The 19470-nt window shown below is 59.3% G+C and carries 16 protein-coding genes; 5 read left to right on the top strand and 11 right to left on the bottom strand.

What is annotated here, in order from left to right; all coding sequences use genetic code 11:
* Positions 1–133 precede the first annotated feature (133 nt).
* The 3 genes from maiA to hmgA are packed head-to-tail and all read right to left on the bottom strand — an operon-like array spanning position 134 to position 3394.
* Positions 134–769, bottom strand: a complete 636-nt coding sequence (gene maiA / locus HNQ83_RS14215; protein ID WP_175389544.1) for a maleylacetoacetate isomerase — start codon at positions 767–769, stop codon at positions 134–136.
* Between the two features lie 12 nt (positions 770–781).
* A complete protein-coding gene (gene fahA, locus HNQ83_RS14210) occupies positions 782–2086 on the bottom strand; it encodes a fumarylacetoacetase (protein ID WP_175389543.1) in 1305 nt (434 codons plus the stop codon).
* A gap of 3 nt (positions 2087–2089) precedes the next feature.
* Positions 2090–3394 (bottom strand): homogentisate 1,2-dioxygenase, encoded by a 1305-nt coding sequence (hmgA, locus tag HNQ83_RS14205; RefSeq protein WP_175389542.1) that lies wholly within the window; start codon positions 3392–3394, stop codon positions 2090–2092.
* Positions 3395–3562: 168 nt separating this feature from the next.
* Between hmgA and HNQ83_RS14200 the strand changes: the two genes are divergently transcribed.
* Complete coding sequence (locus tag HNQ83_RS14200) at positions 3563–4366, top strand: IclR family transcriptional regulator (RefSeq protein WP_175389541.1); 804 nt, start codon at positions 3563–3565, stop codon at positions 4364–4366.
* A 168-nt stretch (positions 4367–4534) separates the two neighbouring features.
* Here the strand turns inward: HNQ83_RS14200 and HNQ83_RS14195 are convergent, their stop codons facing one another.
* From HNQ83_RS14195 to HNQ83_RS14185, 3 genes are all read right to left on the bottom strand, one after another.
* Entirely contained in the window at positions 4535–7087 is a 2553-nt protein-coding gene (locus tag HNQ83_RS14195) for a LuxR C-terminal-related transcriptional regulator (protein ID WP_175389540.1), read from the bottom strand.
* 140 nt (positions 7088–7227) lie between these two features.
* Positions 7228–8595, bottom strand: coding sequence for a DUF1329 domain-containing protein (locus HNQ83_RS14190; protein ID WP_175389539.1), 1368 nt, complete (start codon positions 8593–8595; stop codon positions 7228–7230).
* 23 nt (positions 8596–8618) lie between these two features.
* Positions 8619–10412 (bottom strand): DUF1302 domain-containing protein, encoded by a 1794-nt coding sequence (locus tag HNQ83_RS14185; protein WP_175389538.1) that lies wholly within the window; start codon positions 10410–10412, stop codon positions 8619–8621.
* Between the two features lie 931 nt (positions 10413–11343).
* Here HNQ83_RS14185 and HNQ83_RS14180 point away from each other — a divergent pair.
* Complete coding sequence (locus HNQ83_RS14180) at positions 11344–13254, top strand: S-type pyocin domain-containing protein (protein ID WP_372241900.1); 1911 nt, start codon at positions 11344–11346, stop codon at positions 13252–13254.
* A gap of 1 nt (position 13255) precedes the next feature.
* Positions 13256–13513, top strand: a complete 258-nt coding sequence (locus HNQ83_RS14175) for a bacteriocin immunity protein (RefSeq protein ID WP_175389536.1) — start codon at positions 13256–13258, stop codon at positions 13511–13513.
* A gap of 58 nt (positions 13514–13571) precedes the next feature.
* Here HNQ83_RS14175 and HNQ83_RS14170 read toward each other — a convergent pair whose 3' ends face one another.
* The 4 genes from HNQ83_RS14170 to HNQ83_RS14155 form a co-directional block, all read right to left on the bottom strand.
* On the bottom strand, positions 13572–14483 hold the full coding sequence (locus HNQ83_RS14170; RefSeq protein WP_175389535.1) for an SDR family oxidoreductase: 912 nt from the start codon (positions 14481–14483) through the stop codon (positions 13572–13574).
* A 302-nt stretch (positions 14484–14785) separates the two neighbouring features.
* Entirely contained in the window at positions 14786–15685 is a 900-nt protein-coding gene (locus tag HNQ83_RS14165) for an alpha/beta fold hydrolase (RefSeq protein ID WP_175389534.1), read from the bottom strand.
* The gene (locus HNQ83_RS14160) at positions 15685–16467 is read right to left on the bottom strand and encodes a class II aldolase/adducin family protein (RefSeq protein WP_175389533.1); all 783 of its coding nucleotides are present in this window, start codon (positions 16465–16467) and stop codon (positions 15685–15687) included. Before HNQ83_RS14160 ends, HNQ83_RS14165 begins: the two co-directional genes overlap by 1 nt.
* Positions 16468–16695: 228 nt before the next feature.
* Complete coding sequence (locus tag HNQ83_RS14155) at positions 16696–17151, bottom strand: flavodoxin (RefSeq protein WP_175389532.1); 456 nt, start codon at positions 17149–17151, stop codon at positions 16696–16698.
* 131 nt (positions 17152–17282) lie between these two features.
* Between HNQ83_RS14155 and HNQ83_RS14150 the strand changes: the two genes are divergently transcribed.
* Positions 17283–17759 carry a PAS domain-containing protein gene (locus HNQ83_RS14150; RefSeq protein ID WP_175389531.1) on the top strand — a complete coding sequence of 159 codons (477 nt, stop codon included), beginning with the start codon at positions 17283–17285 and terminating at the stop codon, positions 17757–17759.
* Positions 17760–17813: 54 nt separating this feature from the next.
* Positions 17814–18419 carry a hypothetical protein gene (locus HNQ83_RS14145; RefSeq protein WP_175389530.1) on the top strand — a complete coding sequence of 202 codons (606 nt, stop codon included), beginning with the start codon at positions 17814–17816 and terminating at the stop codon, positions 18417–18419.
* A gap of 2 nt (positions 18420–18421) precedes the next feature.
* On the opposite strand, the gene HNQ83_RS14140 is transcribed toward HNQ83_RS14145, so the two are convergent.
* Positions 18422–19381: a MerR family transcriptional regulator gene (locus tag HNQ83_RS14140; protein ID WP_175389529.1), complete on the bottom strand. Its 960-nt coding sequence runs from the start codon at positions 19379–19381 to the stop codon at positions 18422–18424.
* Positions 19382–19470 lie beyond the last annotated feature (89 nt).

Raw genomic sequence — 19470 nt, 5'->3', positions numbered from 1 at the left:
CCCGATTCCCCTGTAGGAGCGAGCTTGCTCGCGATGGTCTTAACGAAAACGCGTATCACCAGACACCACTCGTTATCGTTGACGACCATCGCGAGCAAGCTCGCTCCTACAGTGTTGGGTCGGGGGTGAGGCTTTAAGGGGTGTCCGGTTGGTTAGCCGGATGCGCCTTGATGAACGCCGGATGCGCAGCGGCCAGTGCCGCCACCCGACGAATCCGTGGCCAGGCATCAAGGGAAATGTTGAAACGCTCGGCCGCGTACAGCTGCGGGATCAGGTACACATCCGCCAACCCTGGGTGCGGCCCGAAGCAGTAACCGTCGTCACCGATCAGTTGCTCCACGGTCGCCAGCCCCTGGCTGATCCAATGCCCGATCCATTCGACCACCTGGGTTTCATCGTGGCCCAACTGCCGCAGCCGATTGAGTACGCTGACGTTGTGCAGCGGGTGCACATCGCAACCAATCACCGCCGCCACACCGCGCTCATGGGCACGGGCAGCGAGCTCCTTGGACAGCAGCGGCACCTGTGGATAACGTTCTTCCAGGTACTCGATGATCGCCGGTGACTGGATCAGCAGCTCGCCTTCATCGGTGCGCAAGGCCGGCACGCGACCTTGCGGGTTGATGCCCAGATACGCGCTCTGGCGATGCTCGCCACCCGGTGGTGCGATCAGGTTGATCGGCAGCGCCTGGTAATCCAGCCCCTTCAGCGCCAGCGCGATGCGCACCCGATAGGACGAGGTCGACCGGTAGTAGGTATAGAGCTCCATGACCCGTTCCCCTTAGCGCGCCGGAAGCACTTTGCCACGGCATTCGCCGAAACCGATGGAAGCGAAACCCTCACGGCTGCAACGGCCCCGCAGAATGATTTCGTCGCCATCCTCCAGGAACTTGCGCACTTCGCCCGACGCCAATTCGATTGGTTTTTTACCGCCTTCGGTGATTTCCAGCAGGCTGCCGAACTGACCGTTTTCAGGGCCCGACAAGGTACCGGAACCGAACAGGTCACCGGCCTGCAATTGGCAACCGTTGACGCTGTGGTGCGCGACCATTTGCGCCACGGTCCAGTACATGTGTTTCGAGTTGCTCAAGGTCAGACGATGGGCGGGCAGGTTCTGCTCGCGCATGGCTTCGGTCAGCAGCAGCACTTCCAGTTCAATGTCGAAGGCACCGGCGGCCTGATCGCGCTGATCGAACAGATACGGCAGTGGTTGCGGATCGCCTTCCGGGCGCGCCGGCTGGGCACGACGGAACGGCTCAAGCGCTTCGGCAGTCACCACCCAGGGCGAAATGCTGGTGATGAAACTCTTCGACAGGAACGGCCCCAGCGGCTGGTATTCCCACGCCTGGATGTCGCGCGCCGACCAGTCGTTGAGCAGGCAGAAACCGGCGATGTGATCGGCGGCGTCACCAATGGCAATCGAGTCGCCCATGTCGTTGCCCTGGCCAATCCAGATGCCCAGTTCCAGCTCATAGTCCAGGCGCGCGCACGGACCAAAGGTCGGCTCGGTCTGCCCGGCCGGCAAGGTCTGGCCTTTGGGGCGGCGCACATCGGTGCCGGACGGACGAATGGTCGAGGCGCGGCCGTGGTAGCCGATCGGCACGTACTTGTAGTTCGGCAGCAACGGGTTGTCCGGGCGGAACAGTTTGCCGACGTTTTGCGCGTGTTCGATGCCCACGTAGAAGTCGGTGTAGTCGTTGATTTTCGCCGGCAGGTGCATCTCGCAATCCGCCGCCAGTGGCAGCAGTTTTGCGCCCTGGGCTTCGATCTTGCCGTGCAGGGTGCTGCCCTCGCTCAGCAGCTCCAGCAGACGCTCGCGCAGTGCCACACGCGCTTCACGGCCCAGTTCGAAGAAGGCATTCAACTGACCGTCACGGGTCGCTTCGACGGCGGTTTTTGCGGCACCGTCGAACAGACCGGCATCGAGTCCGGCCTCCAGATCAAAGATATGTTCGCCGATGGCCACGCCACTGCGAGGCGCCGAACCTTTCACGCTGAACACGCCCAGCGGCAGGTTTTGCAGCGGGAAATCAGCATGGCCGTTGGCGGAAGCAACCCAGCTGCGAGTGATGGAAGTCTGCGTCATGGGTTATCTCCGGGTCGGGTCGAAAGTGGCGGGCAGCGTGGCCCAGCATGCGTCGTAGTTGGATTGCAATTGCGGGCAATCGAGGGCGAAACGGCTCGGACGCAGCACTTGGCTGGTCTCGAACATGAAGGCCATGGTGTTGTCGATTTTCCCCGGTTTGAGATCGGCATTGATCGCCTTGGTGCAGGTCTCGCCATCCGGGCCGTGGGCGCTCATGCAGCTGTGCAGCGACGCGCCGCCAGGGACGAAGCCTTCAGCCTTGGCGTCGTACTCACCCTGGATCAGCCCCATGAATTCGTTCATCAGGTTGCGGTGGAACCACGGTGGACGGAAGGTGTTCTCGGCCACCATCCAGCGTGGCGGGAAGATCACGAAGTCGAGGTTGGCCAGACCGTGGACGCTGGTCGGCGACGTCAGCACCGTGAAGATCGACGGGTCCGGGTGATCGAAGCTGACCGTGCCGATGGTGTTGAAACGGCGCAGGTCATATTTGTACGGCACGTTGTTGCCGTGCCAGGCCACAACATCCAGAGGCGAATGCTTGAGTTCGCAACCCCACAATTGGCCGAGGAATTTCTGCACCAGGGTCGTCGGTTGCGCGATGTGTTCGTAATGGGCAACCGGCGTCAGGAAATCACGCGGGTTGGCCAGGCCGTTGCTGCCGATCGGCCCCAGGTCCGGCAGGCGGAGGGGTGCGCCATGGTTCTCGGCAATGTAGCCGCGAGCTTGCGGATCGAGCAGTTCAACGCGGAATTTCAAACCCCGTGGCAGGACGGCGATTTCCAGCGGCTCCAGCTCCAGTACACCGAGTTCGGTGGCAATCCGCAAACGGCCCTGCTGTGGCACCACCAGCATTTCGCCGTCGGCATTGAAGAACACCCGTTCCATGGAACGGTTGGCGCGGTAGATGTAGAGGCTGATTCCGGCCGGTTTATCGGCGCCGGAGTTGGCGGCCATGCTCACCAGACCGTCGATGAAATCGGTCGGCTCGGCAGGGATATCCAGGGCGTTCCAACGCAGGCGATTGGGGGTCACTTCACCCAATGGCCCGCCAGCCAGTTGCCGATCGAGTTTGGCGAACTGCGGATGATTGGCCGACGGCTGGATACGGTACATCCAGGTGCGCCGCGCTTCACTGCGGGTCATGGTGAAGGCAGTGCCGGAAAACAGTTCGGTGTAGAGGCCGTAAGGGGCTTTTTGCGGGGAGTTCTGGCCGACCGGCAGTGCGCCGGGCAACGCTTCGCTGCTGAATTCGTTGCCGAAGCCTGACTGATAGGCCAGCGCTGGCGTCGTTGAATCGAGGGTCATGAAGCCTCCTGAACAAGGACTTGGCCGTGGCCTGTCGCTCTGAAGCAGAGGTTCTGGCACGCCGGGGTTGTTTTTATCGTAATCCAATTACGCATAACGTAATTTGATTGGTGTCGACCGTCAAGCTATAAAGACGCCCATTCATTCCGGGATCACAGCAGCGCCACCATGGAAAAGCCCACCAGCGACAGCAACGGTAAACAGAAAGTCCGCTCCGCCGAGGTGGGTACCGACATCCTCAAGGCATTGGCCGAGTTGTCGCCCTCGACGTCGCTCTCGCGCCTGGCCGAACACGTGCAGATGCCGGCCAGCAAGGTGCACCGTTATCTGCAGGCGCTGATCGCCAGCGGCTTTGCCGAACAGAATCCGGCGACCAACCATTACGGGCTGGGCCGTGAAGCCTTGCGCGTAGGGCTGGCGGCACTTAACAGTATGGACGTGCTGAAAGTCGCTGCCCTGCCGTTGGCCGAGTTGCGCGACGACTTGAACGAAACCTGCTTTCTGGCGGTGTGGGGCAACCAGGGCGCGACCGTGGTGCACATCGAGCCAGCGGTACGTGCGGTCACGGTCGTGACTCAATTGGGCTCGGTGTTGCCATTGCTCAGCTCTTCCACTGGCCTGGTGTTCGGTGCCTATCTGCCCAAGCGAGAAACCGTAGAACTGCGCGAGCAGGAACTGCAGGCTCACGCGGCCCACCCGCTGGCGGACGATCAGGTGTATGCCGCCATGTGCGAGCAGATCCGCGCACGCGGCCTGCACCACGTGCACGGCTTGCTGATGCCTGGCGTGGATGCCTTGTCGGCACCGGTGTTCAACGCCATGGGGAGTGTGGTGGCCGTCCTGACGGTGGTTGGCCCGACGTCACTGTTCCATGCCGATGAAAACGGCCCGGCCGCCCAACGCCTGCTGGCCGCCACGCGTGCGGTCAGTTGGCGAATGGGCTTTGAACCGGACAGCAAACCTGTTGCCTGAGCCAGTCAGATAAGAAGAGATTGAACTAGCGATGAGTACCTGTGGCGAGGGCATTTATCCCCGCTGGGCTGCGAAACGGCCCCAAAAGATGGGACTGCTGCGCAGTCCAGCGGGGATAAATCCCCTCGCCACAGATACCTTGTAAGCCTGATTGAATGGCATTTGGCCCTAACCTAGTGCAATCAAACCCAGCTTCTTCGCCGTGGCCACGGCTTGAGTCCGACGTTCAACGCCTAGCTTGCTGTGAATGCGCCGCGCGTGGGTTTTCACCGTATGCAATGAGATAAACAGCTGCTCGGCGATCTGTTGATTGGAATTGCCCTGGGCAATCAGGCCGAGCACCTCCAGCTCTCGTCCGCTCAACGGACTGGCGTCCAGGATCGCCGCAGGCTCTGCGTCGTCCACGCCCAGACGACTGAGCAGGGTCGGTTGACGCAGCCGCAGTTCGCACAAAGCCTGCTGCAAATGGCAGCGCCTCACCAATTCCAGCCCTGCCTGCAACGCTGACTTCGCCTGGTCAACCTCGCCACTCAGGTCCGCTACTTCGCAGATGGCCAGCTGCAATTCCGCTTCCAGTGTCAGCATTCCATGCTGTTGCGCGTGTTCGAGCAACGCCTTGAGTCGCTCCAGCGGTTGCCTGGCCTGGCGCAGATGGGTTTCGGCGAGCACCAGCAAATACTCGACCCGCGCAATCAGCTCCACCGTGGCCGGAGGTGCCTGCCGAGCATGGGTTCCGCGGTAGTGGCGCACGACGCGGGTCAAGGTTTCGAAGGCCAATTGCGGCCGTCCTTGCTGCAGCCAGAAGTGACTGCTGATTTGCAGCAGAACACCGCGATACACCGTGTCGGGAATCTGCCGTTGCTGCATCAACCGTTCGGCATCGCGCAAGCGATCAAAGGCGTGGGCGTAATCCCGTTGATTGGCCGCCACCTGGGCCTGCCCGAGAAAGCCATACAACGCCCGTTTGTCCTGACTGTGCAGACAATCCTGGAGACCGCTGTGGAAAAACTCGGCGGCCACGTCGTCCTGTCCCTGGCAGAGCGCCAGGCGTCCACGCCGCAGGGCAATCCGTCCCAGCAGCGGCGTCGGGCGATCGGCCTGTCGACACAACAATTCATGCACATCGGCCAGCAGGCTCTCGGCGCGGCGGGGAGCGCCGCGCTGTTCCAGCAACTGCGCGTGATCGAGTTCGAGCAAACCTTCGAACAGCAACGAACCTTGCGACCGCGCCAGGCACAGCGCCTCACGGTTCAGGGCCTGCGCCGCATCGAGCTCGGCATTGAGCAGCGCCTGTTGGGTCAACCCGGACAGGCACAGCAAGCGGGCCGGCCAGGCGTCCGCGCCCAACTCGGCCAGCGCATCGACAAAGTGCCCGCGAGCCGGCTCCATGCGTCCCTGCAAATGCAGCAGCCAGCCCTGCTGCGCCTGCCAGCGTGCCAGCAGTTGCCGTTGCAAAACTTCCGTTGGTTGCGGTGCGAAGCGCGCCAGTTGCTCGATGCACAGTGCCGCCTGATCGAAGCGTCCGGCAAACAACAGTGCCGCGGTGATCAGACCGACCAATTGCGGCGAACCGAGGGTCAGTTCGTGCCCCTGGTGCTCATGCAGATTCAGCAACAGGCGCACGTTCTCGCACCGGAACAAATGCTCGAAGCTGAAGTGCTGCAGCAGACTGACCGCGACCTCGAACTCCTCGGCCAACAATGCCTGCTCGAACGCACCCTGCCAGTCTTCCTCGGCACAGAACCATTGGCACGCACGCCGATGCCAGGAGCGACCGGCCGACCCCTGCTCATCACGCAGGGCCCGGGCCAGTGGCACGAAGACGCGCAACCAGTCGGCGGAATCCTCCCAGGGCTCGATGAAACACCCCATGTCCTGCAAGGTCTGCAAGGCCTTCGCGCCTTCACCGGCACCGAACAGATGCTCGCACAGGCCGGCATTGAAGCGTGGCAGATGGGCAAGCACCTGCCAGGCTTCAACCAGCTCCGGCGGCAAGGTGTTGAACAGTTCATGTTGCAGGTAATCGAGCAGCATCGCCGAACGCCCCTGCCTGTCCTGCTCGGTAGCCCACTGACAACCGTCGAGCAAAGCGATGCGCACACCGGCACACCAACCACCGCTGCGCTGAATGATCCTTCTGGCGATGCTGGTTGCTCGCGACGGCTCGACATGGCCGAGCAACTGCTCGACTTCGCACTCGGTAAACGCCAGCGCATGCCCGTCGCACTCGTACAACTCGTCATCGAGCAACAAGCGCGGCCAGTTGCAGGACGGACGTCGCCGTGAGCCCAGCCACCAACTCAACGACGGGCTTCTGACTGCCAGTAAACGGTCAAGCAGTCGGTCGACTTCAGGGTGGGGGACGCGGCAATAATCATCGATAAACAGCCAGGTCGGCGTCTGGAACCGGGCCAGGTGCTCCAGCAATGCCGGCTCATCCGACGCAGTCAGCCCCAACGCTTGTGCCAGTCGCTGGCGAAAATCGGCAACACTCAACGACTCGCCCGCCAACGGCAACCAATACGCCCGACAATGCGCCGGCGCTCGCAACAGGCATTCGGTGAGTAGCGCACTCTTGCCGCTGCCAGCCGGTGCACAGAGCAATTTCACCCGTGCCGTGGAGGCCAGCAATGGCTCGACCAGGCGTTCGCGGGACAGGTGATGGGAACATAAGCGAGGCAGAAGTCCAGGACGGTCCAGACACGTCGTCATGGCAGTCATAGTGGTGCGCCTTTTTATAGTTGTGGCGCCACCCTAGCCCCCTCCCGAGCGCTTGTTGAAGAAGTATTCAGCAGGTTGATTTGCAGCCATAAAAAAGGCGACCGCGAGGTCACCTTTTTGTGTAAGAGCCTGTAGGACGATTACCTCACCCCCGTGCTCCGCAGGGCTGCCGGCGTGTAGTCCCCGGCTTTTGCCGCGATGTTGAATTCGAAGCTGCGTTTCTCTTCGTTCTTCATCCCCAGCGCGATGTAGCGACCGGCAATCAGGTCATACAACGCTTCGACCGTATAGGCCGGCACCTGATGATCGTAGTAGAACTGCGCATGCCCTTCGGCCACACGCCACAGCTGGCCGCGACCGTCATAGTGATCGGCCAGCGCCACCTGCCAGGTGTCCTCGTCGAGGTACATGTGACGCTTGGCGTATACATGCCGCTCATTGGGCTTGACCGTGGCGACGACTTCCCAGACCCGGTGCAATTCATAGCGGGTCAGGTCCTGGTTGATGTGGCCGGCCTTGATCACATCGGTGTACTTCAGGTCGGGGGAATCGAGTTTGTAGCTGTTGTACGGGATGTACATTTCTTTCTTGCCGATCAGCTTCCAGTCGTAGCGGTCCGGCGCACCGGAGAACATGTCGAAGTTGTCGGTGGTGCGCAGGCCGTCGGACGAAGTCCCCACGCCGTCATAGGCCACTTGCGGTGCGCGTCGCACCCGGCGCTGGCCGGCGTTGTAGATCCAGGCCTTGCGCGGCTCGGTGACCTGGTCGAGGGTCTCGTGAACCAGCAGCACGTTACCCGCCAGTCGTGCCGGCGCCGTCACTTCCTGCTTGAAATAGTTGAGCACGTTGTCATCGCTGCCTGGTTTCAGATCCCCCAGCAGCGACGGCACAGCCACCTCGTCCTTGAAGCGAATGACGGTGAAATCGCCATTGGACTGCGGCGTTGCCTGGGTAATGGTGCGCCGCAGATTGCCGCCGTGATAGCGGGTGATATGGTTCCATATCACCTCGACGCCGTTCTTCGGAATCGGAAAGGCGTAGTAACGATTGCCGGTGAAATTGGCCAGGCCGTTACCCTCGTTGGTCGGGATGACGTTCAACGCGCTACGTTTGGCCGACTCATAGATTTCCGGCGGCAACGCCGCGGTGCGGTGGCTCGGATACACCGGAATCTTGTAAGTCTCGGGGTAGCGTTTGAACATCGCGATCTGACCGTCGGAGAGCTTGTCCTTGTACTTGTCTACCGTTGCCGCCGTGATGATGAACAGCGGCTTTTCATTGGCGAACGGATCAGCCAGGAAACCCTTGCTGTCCACCGCGCCGGCGTTTTTCGGGATGCCACCGGTCCACGGCGGGATCGAACCATCGGCGTTACCGGCCTTCTCGGCCCCCAGCGGGGTGAGGCTGGTACCGAGCTTGTTCGCTTCTTCCGGTGACACCGCTGCCATCACATTCGCAGCCAACAGACCGAGGGCCAGGACACCGCATTGCAGAATCATCTTGCGCATGGAAATCATCCTTCTCAGACAGATCAGAAGTTCACGCCAAAGCTCAACGCCACGAAGTCGCGGTCCTCGAGCGTGTTGTAGTCGCCACCAAAGAAGTCGGTGTAACTGAGGCTTGCGGTGTAGGTGTTGCGGTAGTCCGCATCGACACCGAGGCTGACGGCCTTGGCCCCCTCGTTGAACAGACCGTTGGGGCCGTAACCGGCGACGTCGTGGGACCACGACAGGTTGGGCCGGAAGTTGATCCCGGCGATCACGTTGTTGTAATCGAGGATCGCCCGGGCGCGATAACCCCACGAAGTCGAGGTCACGAAACCGTCGGTGTCGCCGCCGAAACCATACTGGCCGTACACCGAATCACGGCCATAACGCAGTTTGCTGCGGGCCTCCAGGCCACCGACGTGCACCACCGCCGCTTCGCCCACCAACGTCAAGCGATCTGCGCCTGCGATCTGGTCGACGAAGTGCGTCAGGGTGCTCTGGATCTGTGTCACTTCCTTGCGCCGATAGCCCTTGTTGTCGGCGCCGGGCGTGGTGGCAATGGGCGACGCAGCACCACCCGCGATCGGGTTGAGCATGGCCAGGGTCAGGTCGTTGGTGTTGACCTGCACCGGTGCATTGGGGCGATAGCTGATCTCGCCGGTCCATGCCGTGCCGGTGGGCAAGGTGGTGGAGAAACTCGCGCCGTACAGGCGAATGTCTTCCGGGTATTCGAGGTAGTACTGGCCGCGACCGAGCATCACGCTTTGGGCCAGGCCCGAGCCACTGCCGGGTGCAATGCGGTTGGCGGCAGCAACGATCCCCGGAATGCTCGCCAGCGTCGACAGACCTGCCGTCGTCGTACCGACGTTGGGCGTGCGGCTGTGGTAGTTCATGAAGTACAGGCCGTACTCGGTGTCATCCCCCAACCAGCGCAACGCCGTGCCCCACTGCCCCGAATCCCGGGCATCGCGGTCGCCACCGCGCGGTACGACGACACCTTCCTTGGTGACTTCGAAGCCCTGGCCAAATGCCGCGGCTACCGGCTGCAATGGCGCGATGGCCGGGCTGGCAACGGTGTAGTTCTTGTTGCAACCGTCGGCCACCACATCGTTGCCGAAGAAGGTGCCGCAGTTGTCGACGACGGTCTGGTCCCACTCCAGTTGATAGAAACCTTCGACCGTCAGCTTGTCGGTCAGGCCCTGGGAGGCGAACAGCATGTTGACCGGGATCAGGCCTTCCTTGATCTCGGCACCGGGACGGCGGAACGCGGACACGTCAACCGGGTTGATGCTGTTGATCGAGTTGCCGATGAAGGTACTTTCACCCCAACTGACCACCTGCTTGCCGGCGCGTACGGTGCCTGGCAGTTCACCGATAGAGTAGTTGTGATAGACAAAGGCATCGAGAATTTGCCCGCCTGAGGACTTGGCGCCTTCCTTGCGGTTGTCGTCGCTGATGTCCTTGAACGGACGGCTTTCATCCTTGAGTTCGAAGTCGTACCAGTATTTGCCACGGACAAACACACCGGTGTCGCCGTATTTCAATTCGAGGTCGTGAATACCCTTGAAGATCTTCGAGAAGGTTTCGCCCTTGCCGAAGTTCTGGCGCCCGTCGTCACCGGTCGACGCCTGCCCGCTGCCGCCATTGGGGATACCCACCAGCGATTTATCCGCATCACGCATGCCCCAGCTCGCGCCCACGGACAGCGAGGAATCGAACGTGCCCTCGATTTCCCCAATGTTGAATGAAACAGCCTGCGCCTGGGCACAGCAGCCCAAGGCAACCGCAGCGGCCAGCGCCTGCGGTGTGAAGATGGCGCGCATTGTTGTTTTTGTCATGCGTCTTCCCCGGTGAGTGACAGAAGGCCTCACCCTACTGCCGCGCGCCAAGGTCGATAAGCGCACCAAGGAGGTATTCGCGGTGTACCTCCAAAGGATGATCAGGTGTATGGACCGGGGTTTTGCGCGGGGCATGAATGGCCTCGATGGTGAGCCATCAGCGGAACGCATGAGCCAGATAAACCCACAGTCTTCAACCGCTACCGAGCGGATTTTTCGGCAGCTGCTACAGTGAGGTGGATCCGGTCATTGGACTGTTACATGCCCGGTAACAGTGCATGTCTGGAACCGCTGTTTTTCCTTGGCTGGCAATGACTTATTCTTGCCGGGCTTTCACGGAAAACAGCCTGGAAGCGCTCAGCAACGGCAAAGGTCCCGCCCTCGCCGTTCGCGACAGATTTCAGATGACTTGAAGGTTTCGAGCCATCGCCCCGTGTACACCGACGTTGATTTGTAGCTCCTGGATCCAACGTCTTTCTTTGGCCGCTGCGTTTGCAGCGGCCTTTTTTATGGGCGAGGTTTTTTGTGGCGACAGCCATTTAAACTTATTGTTTAAAACAAATCCTACAAACCACTTCCTGTAACTCCATACGAAATATCTTTTTACGCAGAAGATTATCCCTCCTTTATCTCAGCCTCATCGAAACGCCTCTCAATTCTGTATGTAACCCCCTACACACCTCTCAGACCCATCACTTTTCATTTCGCTGTAACTTGATTTGGCACGTCCGAACAATCGGAAGTTTAAGTACGACAGAAAAACTCGTACCCCAACGACGTGCCAACTCAAAAGGATATGAAAATGCAAAAACCGCCAACACGACCCAAGGATAATAATTCGAGGCCGGGCTTCCTTGATATAGATACACCTGTCGAAATAGTCGGGCTCGCACCCGATCACTTTATACCTCCACGCCGAGATGGAAATCGTGTGCAACCAGGCCCCTTCGGAGCCGGTGTTTCGATCTATCATCAAAATCAGGAAACCGTCAGGCGCACAATCAGAACGCTGGAACAAGAACTTCAGGTTCGATCCAGCCAACTACCGAACTCCATCGAAGCCGAACTGGCAGCGGTAAGATCTGAAGGCCCTGCTGATCCAGTTGTACCGATACAGTCAATCGTCCGAGAGCGGGGAGTTCTTCATACGCTTTGGCAGAGAAAGTCCGCCGAATACCATAGCAAAACAGCAATTGCGAACGCGTTTTATGGGGGAGATCCATTTAACCGACATATAAACGAGTTCATGTTAATAGCCACAAAAATGGAAAAGTGGCCAGGGCCGAATGGCATTGCCATGCAAGCCTTGAATCAATCACTCAGGGCTGCCGTCGAAAGCCGATTACTGCTGCAAACCTTACAGTCGCTTAATCAGCGAGCTGCCAATCTGGAACAGACCCTCAGTGTCTTGCAGGCAGCTGAGCAAGCGCGATTGGCAGCGGAACAGGAAGCGCAGCGTGCCGCGGCAGAACAGGCACGCATCCGGGCGGAAGCTGAAGCTCTGGCCCATGCGCAAGAGCAGGCCCGGTTAGCAGCACTGGCAGAAGCCGAGCGAGTGGCCGCCGAGCAAGCCCGTATTGCTGCTGAAGCCGCTGCTCAGTACTTCGCTGCTGAACAGGCTCGCTTGGAAGCAGAAGCCGAAGTTCAACGGCTAGCCGAGCAGTTGCGCCTTGAGATGCAACGGCAAGCGGAGGAACAGGCGCTCCGTGAGGCGATGCAATCGTTGAATGCTGGCAAAGGCATTCGCCCATTTCGCGTATCGGGCGCGGCGGCGGCAAACGGTCCGGTGTTCGTGGTTGGAGCCGGAACGCTGGCCCTGGAAACAGCAACCGCCCTTGCAATCAGGACCGCCCTGCAATCGGCAGCAGCCGCTGCACTCACCGCTTCAGCCGCCGCCATCGGTATAGCCTCAGGCGTGGTGATCGTCGCTGGTGTTGCTGCGCTGGTTTACCACGCGCTACGGGATGACAAAGAACCGTTCGCCCTGAGTGTGCCGCTATCGGACCTCACGACATACGACGCCGATGAACTGCTTGCCATCGCCACGGCCAACGGGGAGATCGATCTGCCAGTCGCGATCGGCTCCCGGACCGTGGATAACTCCACAGCGTTCTCCGTCGCTGCCACAGACGGCACCACCGTGCCCGGCAAAATACCGGTACGCCACGCCACCTACGATCCAGTTTCGAACGTCTACAGGACCGAAAGCCCGAACGCCCAGTCCCCCGGCATGACATGGACGCCAATTGTCAGCCCGGGCAACGCCTCAACGACTCTCCCGGTGACCGAACCGGACGTTGCCCCCTACACCGGCGCTACCGCAACGGCCCTAGAAGGAAGGATCGATCCGAACCCGGAGCTGGATCTCTACAGCTTTGGTGGTTTCATCTACGTATTCCCGCCCGAGTCGGGGATTCCGCCTCAGTATGTGGTGTTCAAGGATCGACGGGATGAGCCTGGTGTGGCTAGTGGTTTTGGAGAATCTGTCTCGGGCATTTGGCTAGGATCAGCCTCAGAGGGAGAAGGCGCAGCGATCCCCAATCAAATCGCGGATAAACTCCGAGGACGAGACTTTTCGAGTTTCCGAGCCTTTAGAGAGGCGCTTTGGAAGGCTGCTGTGAACGATCCCGAGCTATCCAAACAATTTAGAGCAAACAACATTGAAGAAATGAAAAACGGAAGGGCTCCTTTTTCGCGTAAAATTGATCGAGTAGGTGGACAAGTAAAATTTGAGCTTCACCATGTAAACCATATTTCTAAAGGTGGTGAGATCTACGACGTCGACAACATTCGAGTTGTGACGCCCAAACAACACTCCGAGCTACACAAAGGAGACAAGTAACATGAGCGGCTCAAACATTTATGACTACACAGAAAAACAGTTTCTTGAACTCCTAACTAAAATTTGCGAGTCGGGGTACGCAACCGAAAAAGAGCAAATAGATGCGGTGCTTTTATTCGAAGAGCTAACGGAGCATCCAGATGGCTCTGACCTAATTTACTATGCCGACTCTGACGAAGACTCCACACCCGAGGCGGTCCTCAACAAAGTGAAAGTTTGGCGATCAGCTAACGGAAAACCAGGCTTCAAAGCCGAATAACAAAAGCACTAAAAAGGGGAGCAAGCACTTAAGCTTGCTCCCCTTTTTTCAATTCTCTTTACAACGAATACTTCTGCAAATTCCCCATCATTTCCTTCAGCGCTTCAATATTGTCCTTCGGATGCGCTGCTCCCTCGAAATCACAGATCTGCTGCCAGTGAGCCGCCACGTCTTCCGGGGAGAACCCCACCCGTGGATCGAATCCGGCGCCGAGGCTGCGTTCCCAGCGGACCTTGCCCATCCAGCCGCCGCCGACTTCGAACAGGCCGGAGGTTTCCTGGCAGTTTTCGCTGGCCAGGTACACCACCAGCGGGCTGACGAGTTCCGGTTTGAGTTGTTCGAACACTTGCGGCGGGATCAGGCCTTCGGTCATGCGGGTGCCGCCGGTGGGGGCGATGGCGTTGACCAGGATGTTGTTCTTGCGGCCTTCGATGGCCAGGGTGCGGGTCAGGCCGTAGAGGCCGAGCTTGGCCATGCCGTAGTTGGACTGGCCGAAGTTGCCGTAGATGCCGGAGGTGGATGCGGTGAAGATCACCCGGCCGTAGTTTTGCTCGCGCATGTGCGGCCAGGCGGCACGGGTGACTTTATAGGCGCCTTCGACGTGGACGCGGTAAACCAGGTCCCAGTCGGCGTCTTCCATTTTGTGGAAGGTTTTGTCCCGCAGGATCCCGGCGTTATTGACCACGACATCGACGCGACCGAAGGCATCGAGGGCATGTTGAACAAGCTTGTCTCCGTCGGTGACCGAGTCGTGGTTGGCCACGGCGGTGCCGCCTGCCTCGCGGATTTCCGCTACGACTCGATCCGCCGCCGACGCATTGGCACCTTCACCCTGGGTCGAGCCCCCGAGGTCATTGACCAGCACCTTGGCGCCCTGTTTGGCGAACAGCAGTGCATGCGCCCGTCCCAGGCCGCCACCTGCACCGGTGATGATCACGACTTTATCTTCGAAGCGCACAGACTCATTCATGGGGAACTCCAGCAGGCCAAGGGACATTGCCTTGGAGTTTCAGGCACGGCGCTGCGGGTCACAATAAACAGGGGGGAGGCTGAATGGTGTGCGATAAGGCAGGGGGATGATTGGCCGCAAAAAGTGCGAACACAAAACCTGTGGCGAGGGGATTCATCCCCGTTGGGCTGCGAAGCGGCCCCAAAATCATCCCACGAGGTGTGTCAGGTGAAAACGACCGCAGATTTTACGACTGCTACGCAGTCGAACGGGGATAAATCCCCTCGCCACAAATCCCCCCTTAGCACAGGACGTCCTCTGATTCAGGAACAAGCCATCTTGAGCGGCGATATCAGTTGGTCACGAAACGCCAGGTAATGCTTGAGCACCTGGCACGGTGCTTCGATCTGCGGGTAATGACCAATGTCGCTCAACAACACGGCGTCCGGATCGGGAATCAGCTCCCGATAACGCGCCACCATGTGCGCACCCGAGATTGGATCGACCTCGCCATCGATCACCCGCAGCGGCACTTCGCCGCGCTGCATTGCACTGACCCAACGCTCGCGCTGCACCCGCCGTTCCGGAATGTAGGTGATCAATTTGTGCATGATCCGCGGGCCGCGATTGGTTTCGATCAGGCTCCAGAAGTCATCCATCTCGCTTTCAGTGGGACGGGTTTGCGGGCCGAAGATCTGGCGGAAACTCTTCACCAGCCCATCTCGACTGAACGCGCGGCCGATCATCCAGCCCAAGGGGCTGAGCAGCAGTTTCTGCATCAGGACTGGGCGATGGGTTTCCGGAAACAACCCGCCATTGAGAAACACACAGCTGGCGAGATGGATGTGCGATTCGTAGTGCCGGGCCAGCAGCTCCTGGGCCACGCTGTCGCCATAATCGTGGGCCAGCAGGTGCACCGGCTCCACGACCTTCAGGTGTTCCAGCAGGGCTTGTTGCAGATCGGCCTGTTCCAGCAGGCTGTATTCATGATTCACGGGTTTCGCCGAGTCACCGAAGCCGAGCATGTCGCAGGCGATCACGCGATAGCGCTGCGTCAGCGGCTGCCACAGGTAATGCCAGTCCCAACTGGCGCTCGGAAAGCCATGAATAAGCAGCAGCGGCTCACCCTGCCCCGCCGTCCAGAAACGGATGGTCTGGCCCCGGAATACGAAGCTCTGGCCGCGCTTGCGCCAGATACACAGCGGGATCTCGGCGAGTGCCATTAGAGTTTATAACCCGGGTCTAGTTTATCGAGTTTGCGCAGTAGCGCTGGCCAGGCCAACGCTCCGCCCATGCCTTGAGCACTTTTGGTTACGCCGGCAATCATCGCCTTGGCACCCGCCAATATCTGCGGCTCGATGGCGATCAGTTCCGCACCACCGTTCTGTGCCATGACCTGGATATCGCAAGCGCGCTGGAACGTGAACATCATCAGGAAGGTGTCGGCAATGGTGCTGCCGCAGGTCAGCAGACCGTGGTTGTGCAGCATCAGGAAATTGTTTTCCCCGAGGTCGGCTTGCAGTCGTGCCTTTTCCTCATGATTAAGCGCAACACCTTCGTAGGCGTGATACGCCAGGCTGGACAGCACGAACAGCGACTGCTGGCTGATCGGCAATACGCCCTGTTTCTGTGCCGACACCGCAACACCGGACGCTGTGTGAGTGTGCAGTACGCAGACCACATCATGCCGGACTTCATGCACGGCACTATGGATGGTGTACCCGGCCGGGTTGATCTCGTAGGGGCTGTCCATCAGTTTGTTGCCGGCCTGATCGACCTTGACCAGGCTCGACGCGGTGATCTCATGAAACATCAACCCGAACGGGTTGATCAGGAAGTCTTCAGTGCCCGGAACCTTGGCGGAGATGTGGGTGAAAATCAGATCATCCCAGCCATGCTGAGCCACCAGGCGATAACAGGCAGCGAGGTCGACGCGGGTCTGCCATTCGGCAGCACTGACAAGGTCTTTGACACTGTGGGGCGATTGGACGGGGGCTACGCTCACGGCTAGGAACCTCTGGTTTTTATTATGGAGTGTTTCCAATGACTATCGAGTCTAGTCAGCCCTCCGGGTTCGCGTAGTTGCATTGGCAGCCAGCTTGATGGCCGAACGAGTCAGCGGCCCGGGAAGGTTGGATCCATGTCAAACCACCGCCGCCAGAGAATCGTATTCTCAGTCGCCCCGTCAGAACGATGACGAGCACCCATTGCAGGTGCTCGAATGGCGCGTCAATCAGCCTCGCAGAGCGTCAACCAGCTCCGCGAGCCAAGGCTCGGCGTCCGCTTCCGGTGTCACGCTTTCGCTGGCGTCCAGGCGCAACATTGGCAGGACTTCGCGGATGCCCAACTCAGCGAACAACTCTCGCATCAACTCGCCACCGCCACAGAATGTATCGCCATAGCTCGCATCGCCCAGGCCGATCACGGCGCCCGGCAAGCCGCGCCAGGCAGCGGGCAACTGGTCACGAATCGAGAAATACAGAGGCTGGAGATTGTCCGGCAGCTCGCCCATGCCGGTGGTCGAGGTCACCGCCAGAAAAGCTTCGGGCCCAAAGGCCTGCACATCGGCCAGAGTTGCACGCGGGTTGTGCCAGGCTTCGAAACCGGCGGCTTTCAAAATGCTGGCGGCATGCCGGGCGACTTCTTCAGCCGTGCCGTACACCGAGCCGGAAATGATGGCAACTTTCATCAATCTGATCCTGAAGCTGAGTAAAAGACCGGGATATTAACAGCACGGCCTGGATTGTTCTTTTAGAATGCCTAAGAGGCGTTCTCAATTGAGAACGGCCCCTAAACAACCAACAAGGAAGGGTTTTATCGATGATCAACGCAAAACTGCTGCAGCTGGCCATCAACGCCTCCAACGACGGTATCGTGATTGCCGAAAAGGAAGGCGATCAAGACAAGATCCTGATTTACGTCAACCCTGCATTCGAACGCCTGACCGGTTACACCAGCGAAGAAATCCTCTATCAGGATTGCCGCTTCCTGCAATCCGGGGACCGTGATCAGGACGCCCTACCGAAAATTCGTGACGCCTTGAACAGCGAAGGAGCCTGCCGGGAAATCCTGCGCAACTACCGCAAGGACGGCACCCCGTTCTGGAATGAGCTGTCCCTTTCGACAGTGAAAAATCCGAATGACGGGCAGGTTTATTTCATCGGCGTGCAGAAAGACGTGACCGTCCAGGTCAAGGCCCTACAGCGGGTTGCGCAGCTTGAAGCGCAATTGGCTGAAGTCCAGGCCGAACTGGCCGCGCTCAAGGCGACGAACGGCACAAACAAATCAGCGAATTAATTGTCATTAACTACAATCACCAATGACTTTGTAACTATTTCTTTTGAGTTAGCCATGCACCGCGACGCGCTCCTGACCCAGGATGAGCTGGATTTCATCCAGACCATGCAACACAACCCGCAACTCAATGTGCGGGATGCGACGTCGAGCCTGCTCGTCAACGGTGGTTCGCAAATCCGTGACTTGCTCACGCGCCTTGCCGCTCATGAGCAAGTCACCATCCAAGCCAACTTCGAAAATCAGCAAATGACCTTCCCCCTGCACTTGGTGGAAGACGAGTTTCATGCGCTGCATCTGCGTCTAGGCGTTCCCGTCATTTATGAAGACGGGCCACTGGTTCGACCATGGCGGTTGGTGCTCGACGAACCGGTAGCGCTTGAAAACGCCAACGGCCAGCCTGGCACGATGTGGGTGCACGAAGTGTCGTTCAAGGGTGTTTTGCTGGAAGTTCGCAACAAGACCAAGGCGCCGAAACATTTCGCCTTGTGGTTCAGCCCGTCAGGCTACGAGCGGATCGCCTTGCGCGGCACACTCGAGAAAGAAACCGACAACGGCTTCTACGCGTATCAGTTGAGTCAGAGCGACAAGGACGAAACCGAACGCCTGCGCCAGTACATTCTGCAACAGCACCGGTTGACCCACCCCGCCCTGCATCTCTGACTTCAAGTATCCAGGTTGCCCGCCAGGAACTGTTTCAGTCGCTGGCGCATCACTGTGCCTTCGTTACCCAGGCAGCCAATCGATGACCCGGCGAGGCTTTCCTGTGCCAGATCGGACGCATCGCCGGCCAGCAACACCGGACAATCCAGACTCATCGCCAGGCGATTCAATCGTCGTGGCAATTCGGGGGTGGGTACGTGATTGGAGAACAGCACCAGCGCCTGGGGCTTGATTCTTTCGCAGACCAGCGTCAATTCGTCGAACGGCTGGCCGATGGTCAACACCCTTACGCCGGTTTGTCCGCTGCTCAGGAACAGGGCGGCTATCAGCAATTCAAGTTCCCGACACTGCCCAGCCAGGGCGCTGACGATGACTCGCCGGGGTTGTTTGTCCCGGATCAACAACAAGCGCTGCAGAACCCGTGACCGCAAAAAACCGTCCAGGAACAGCCACTCGCTGGTTCGGCCGAAGGTCTCCTGACGTTGCAGCAAGTGCTTCCAGAGCGGGACAAGGATGTCCTGGAATACGACGGGCTGGGAGTAAGTGGAAAAGATCTGTCCGTAGACCTGCTCCAGTTGAACATCGTCAAAAGCACTGACGGCGGTCTGGACCTGCTGCTGCCATTGCGCATAGTCGGCCTGAACAAGGTCGCTGGGGATGATGTGCGACAGCGCCTCAAGCGGCGCCGCCTTGGCGAGGATCTTGCCGATTTTACTGACCGCCACACCACGCTCGATCCAATCGAGAATGCTGCGCACACGCTCAATATCGGTCATGGAGTACAGCCGATGCCCGCTTTCGGTGCGCGTGGGCACGATCAGCCCATAACGCCGCTCCCATGCGCGTAGCGTGACCGGATTGACGCCCGTCAGCCGCGCCACCTCGCGAATGGGAAAGAGCTCTTCCCGTTCAAGAGAGAGCGCAGGGGACACATCAGCTACAGCGTCAGTGAGTATGGGCATCTGCTTTCAACATCCATGTAAATATGGGATCCATTCTAACGCTCCTGCCCCGTAAAGATTCCGTAAAGATTCAATGCCGGAATAATCGA

The organism is Pseudomonas sp. C2B4 (assembly GCF_013359695.1).
Taxonomy (GTDB): domain Bacteria; phylum Pseudomonadota; class Gammaproteobacteria; order Pseudomonadales; family Pseudomonadaceae; genus Aquipseudomonas.
Note: the sequence above shows the minus strand (reverse complement) of the source record. Positions and strands in the feature narration are given on the sequence as shown.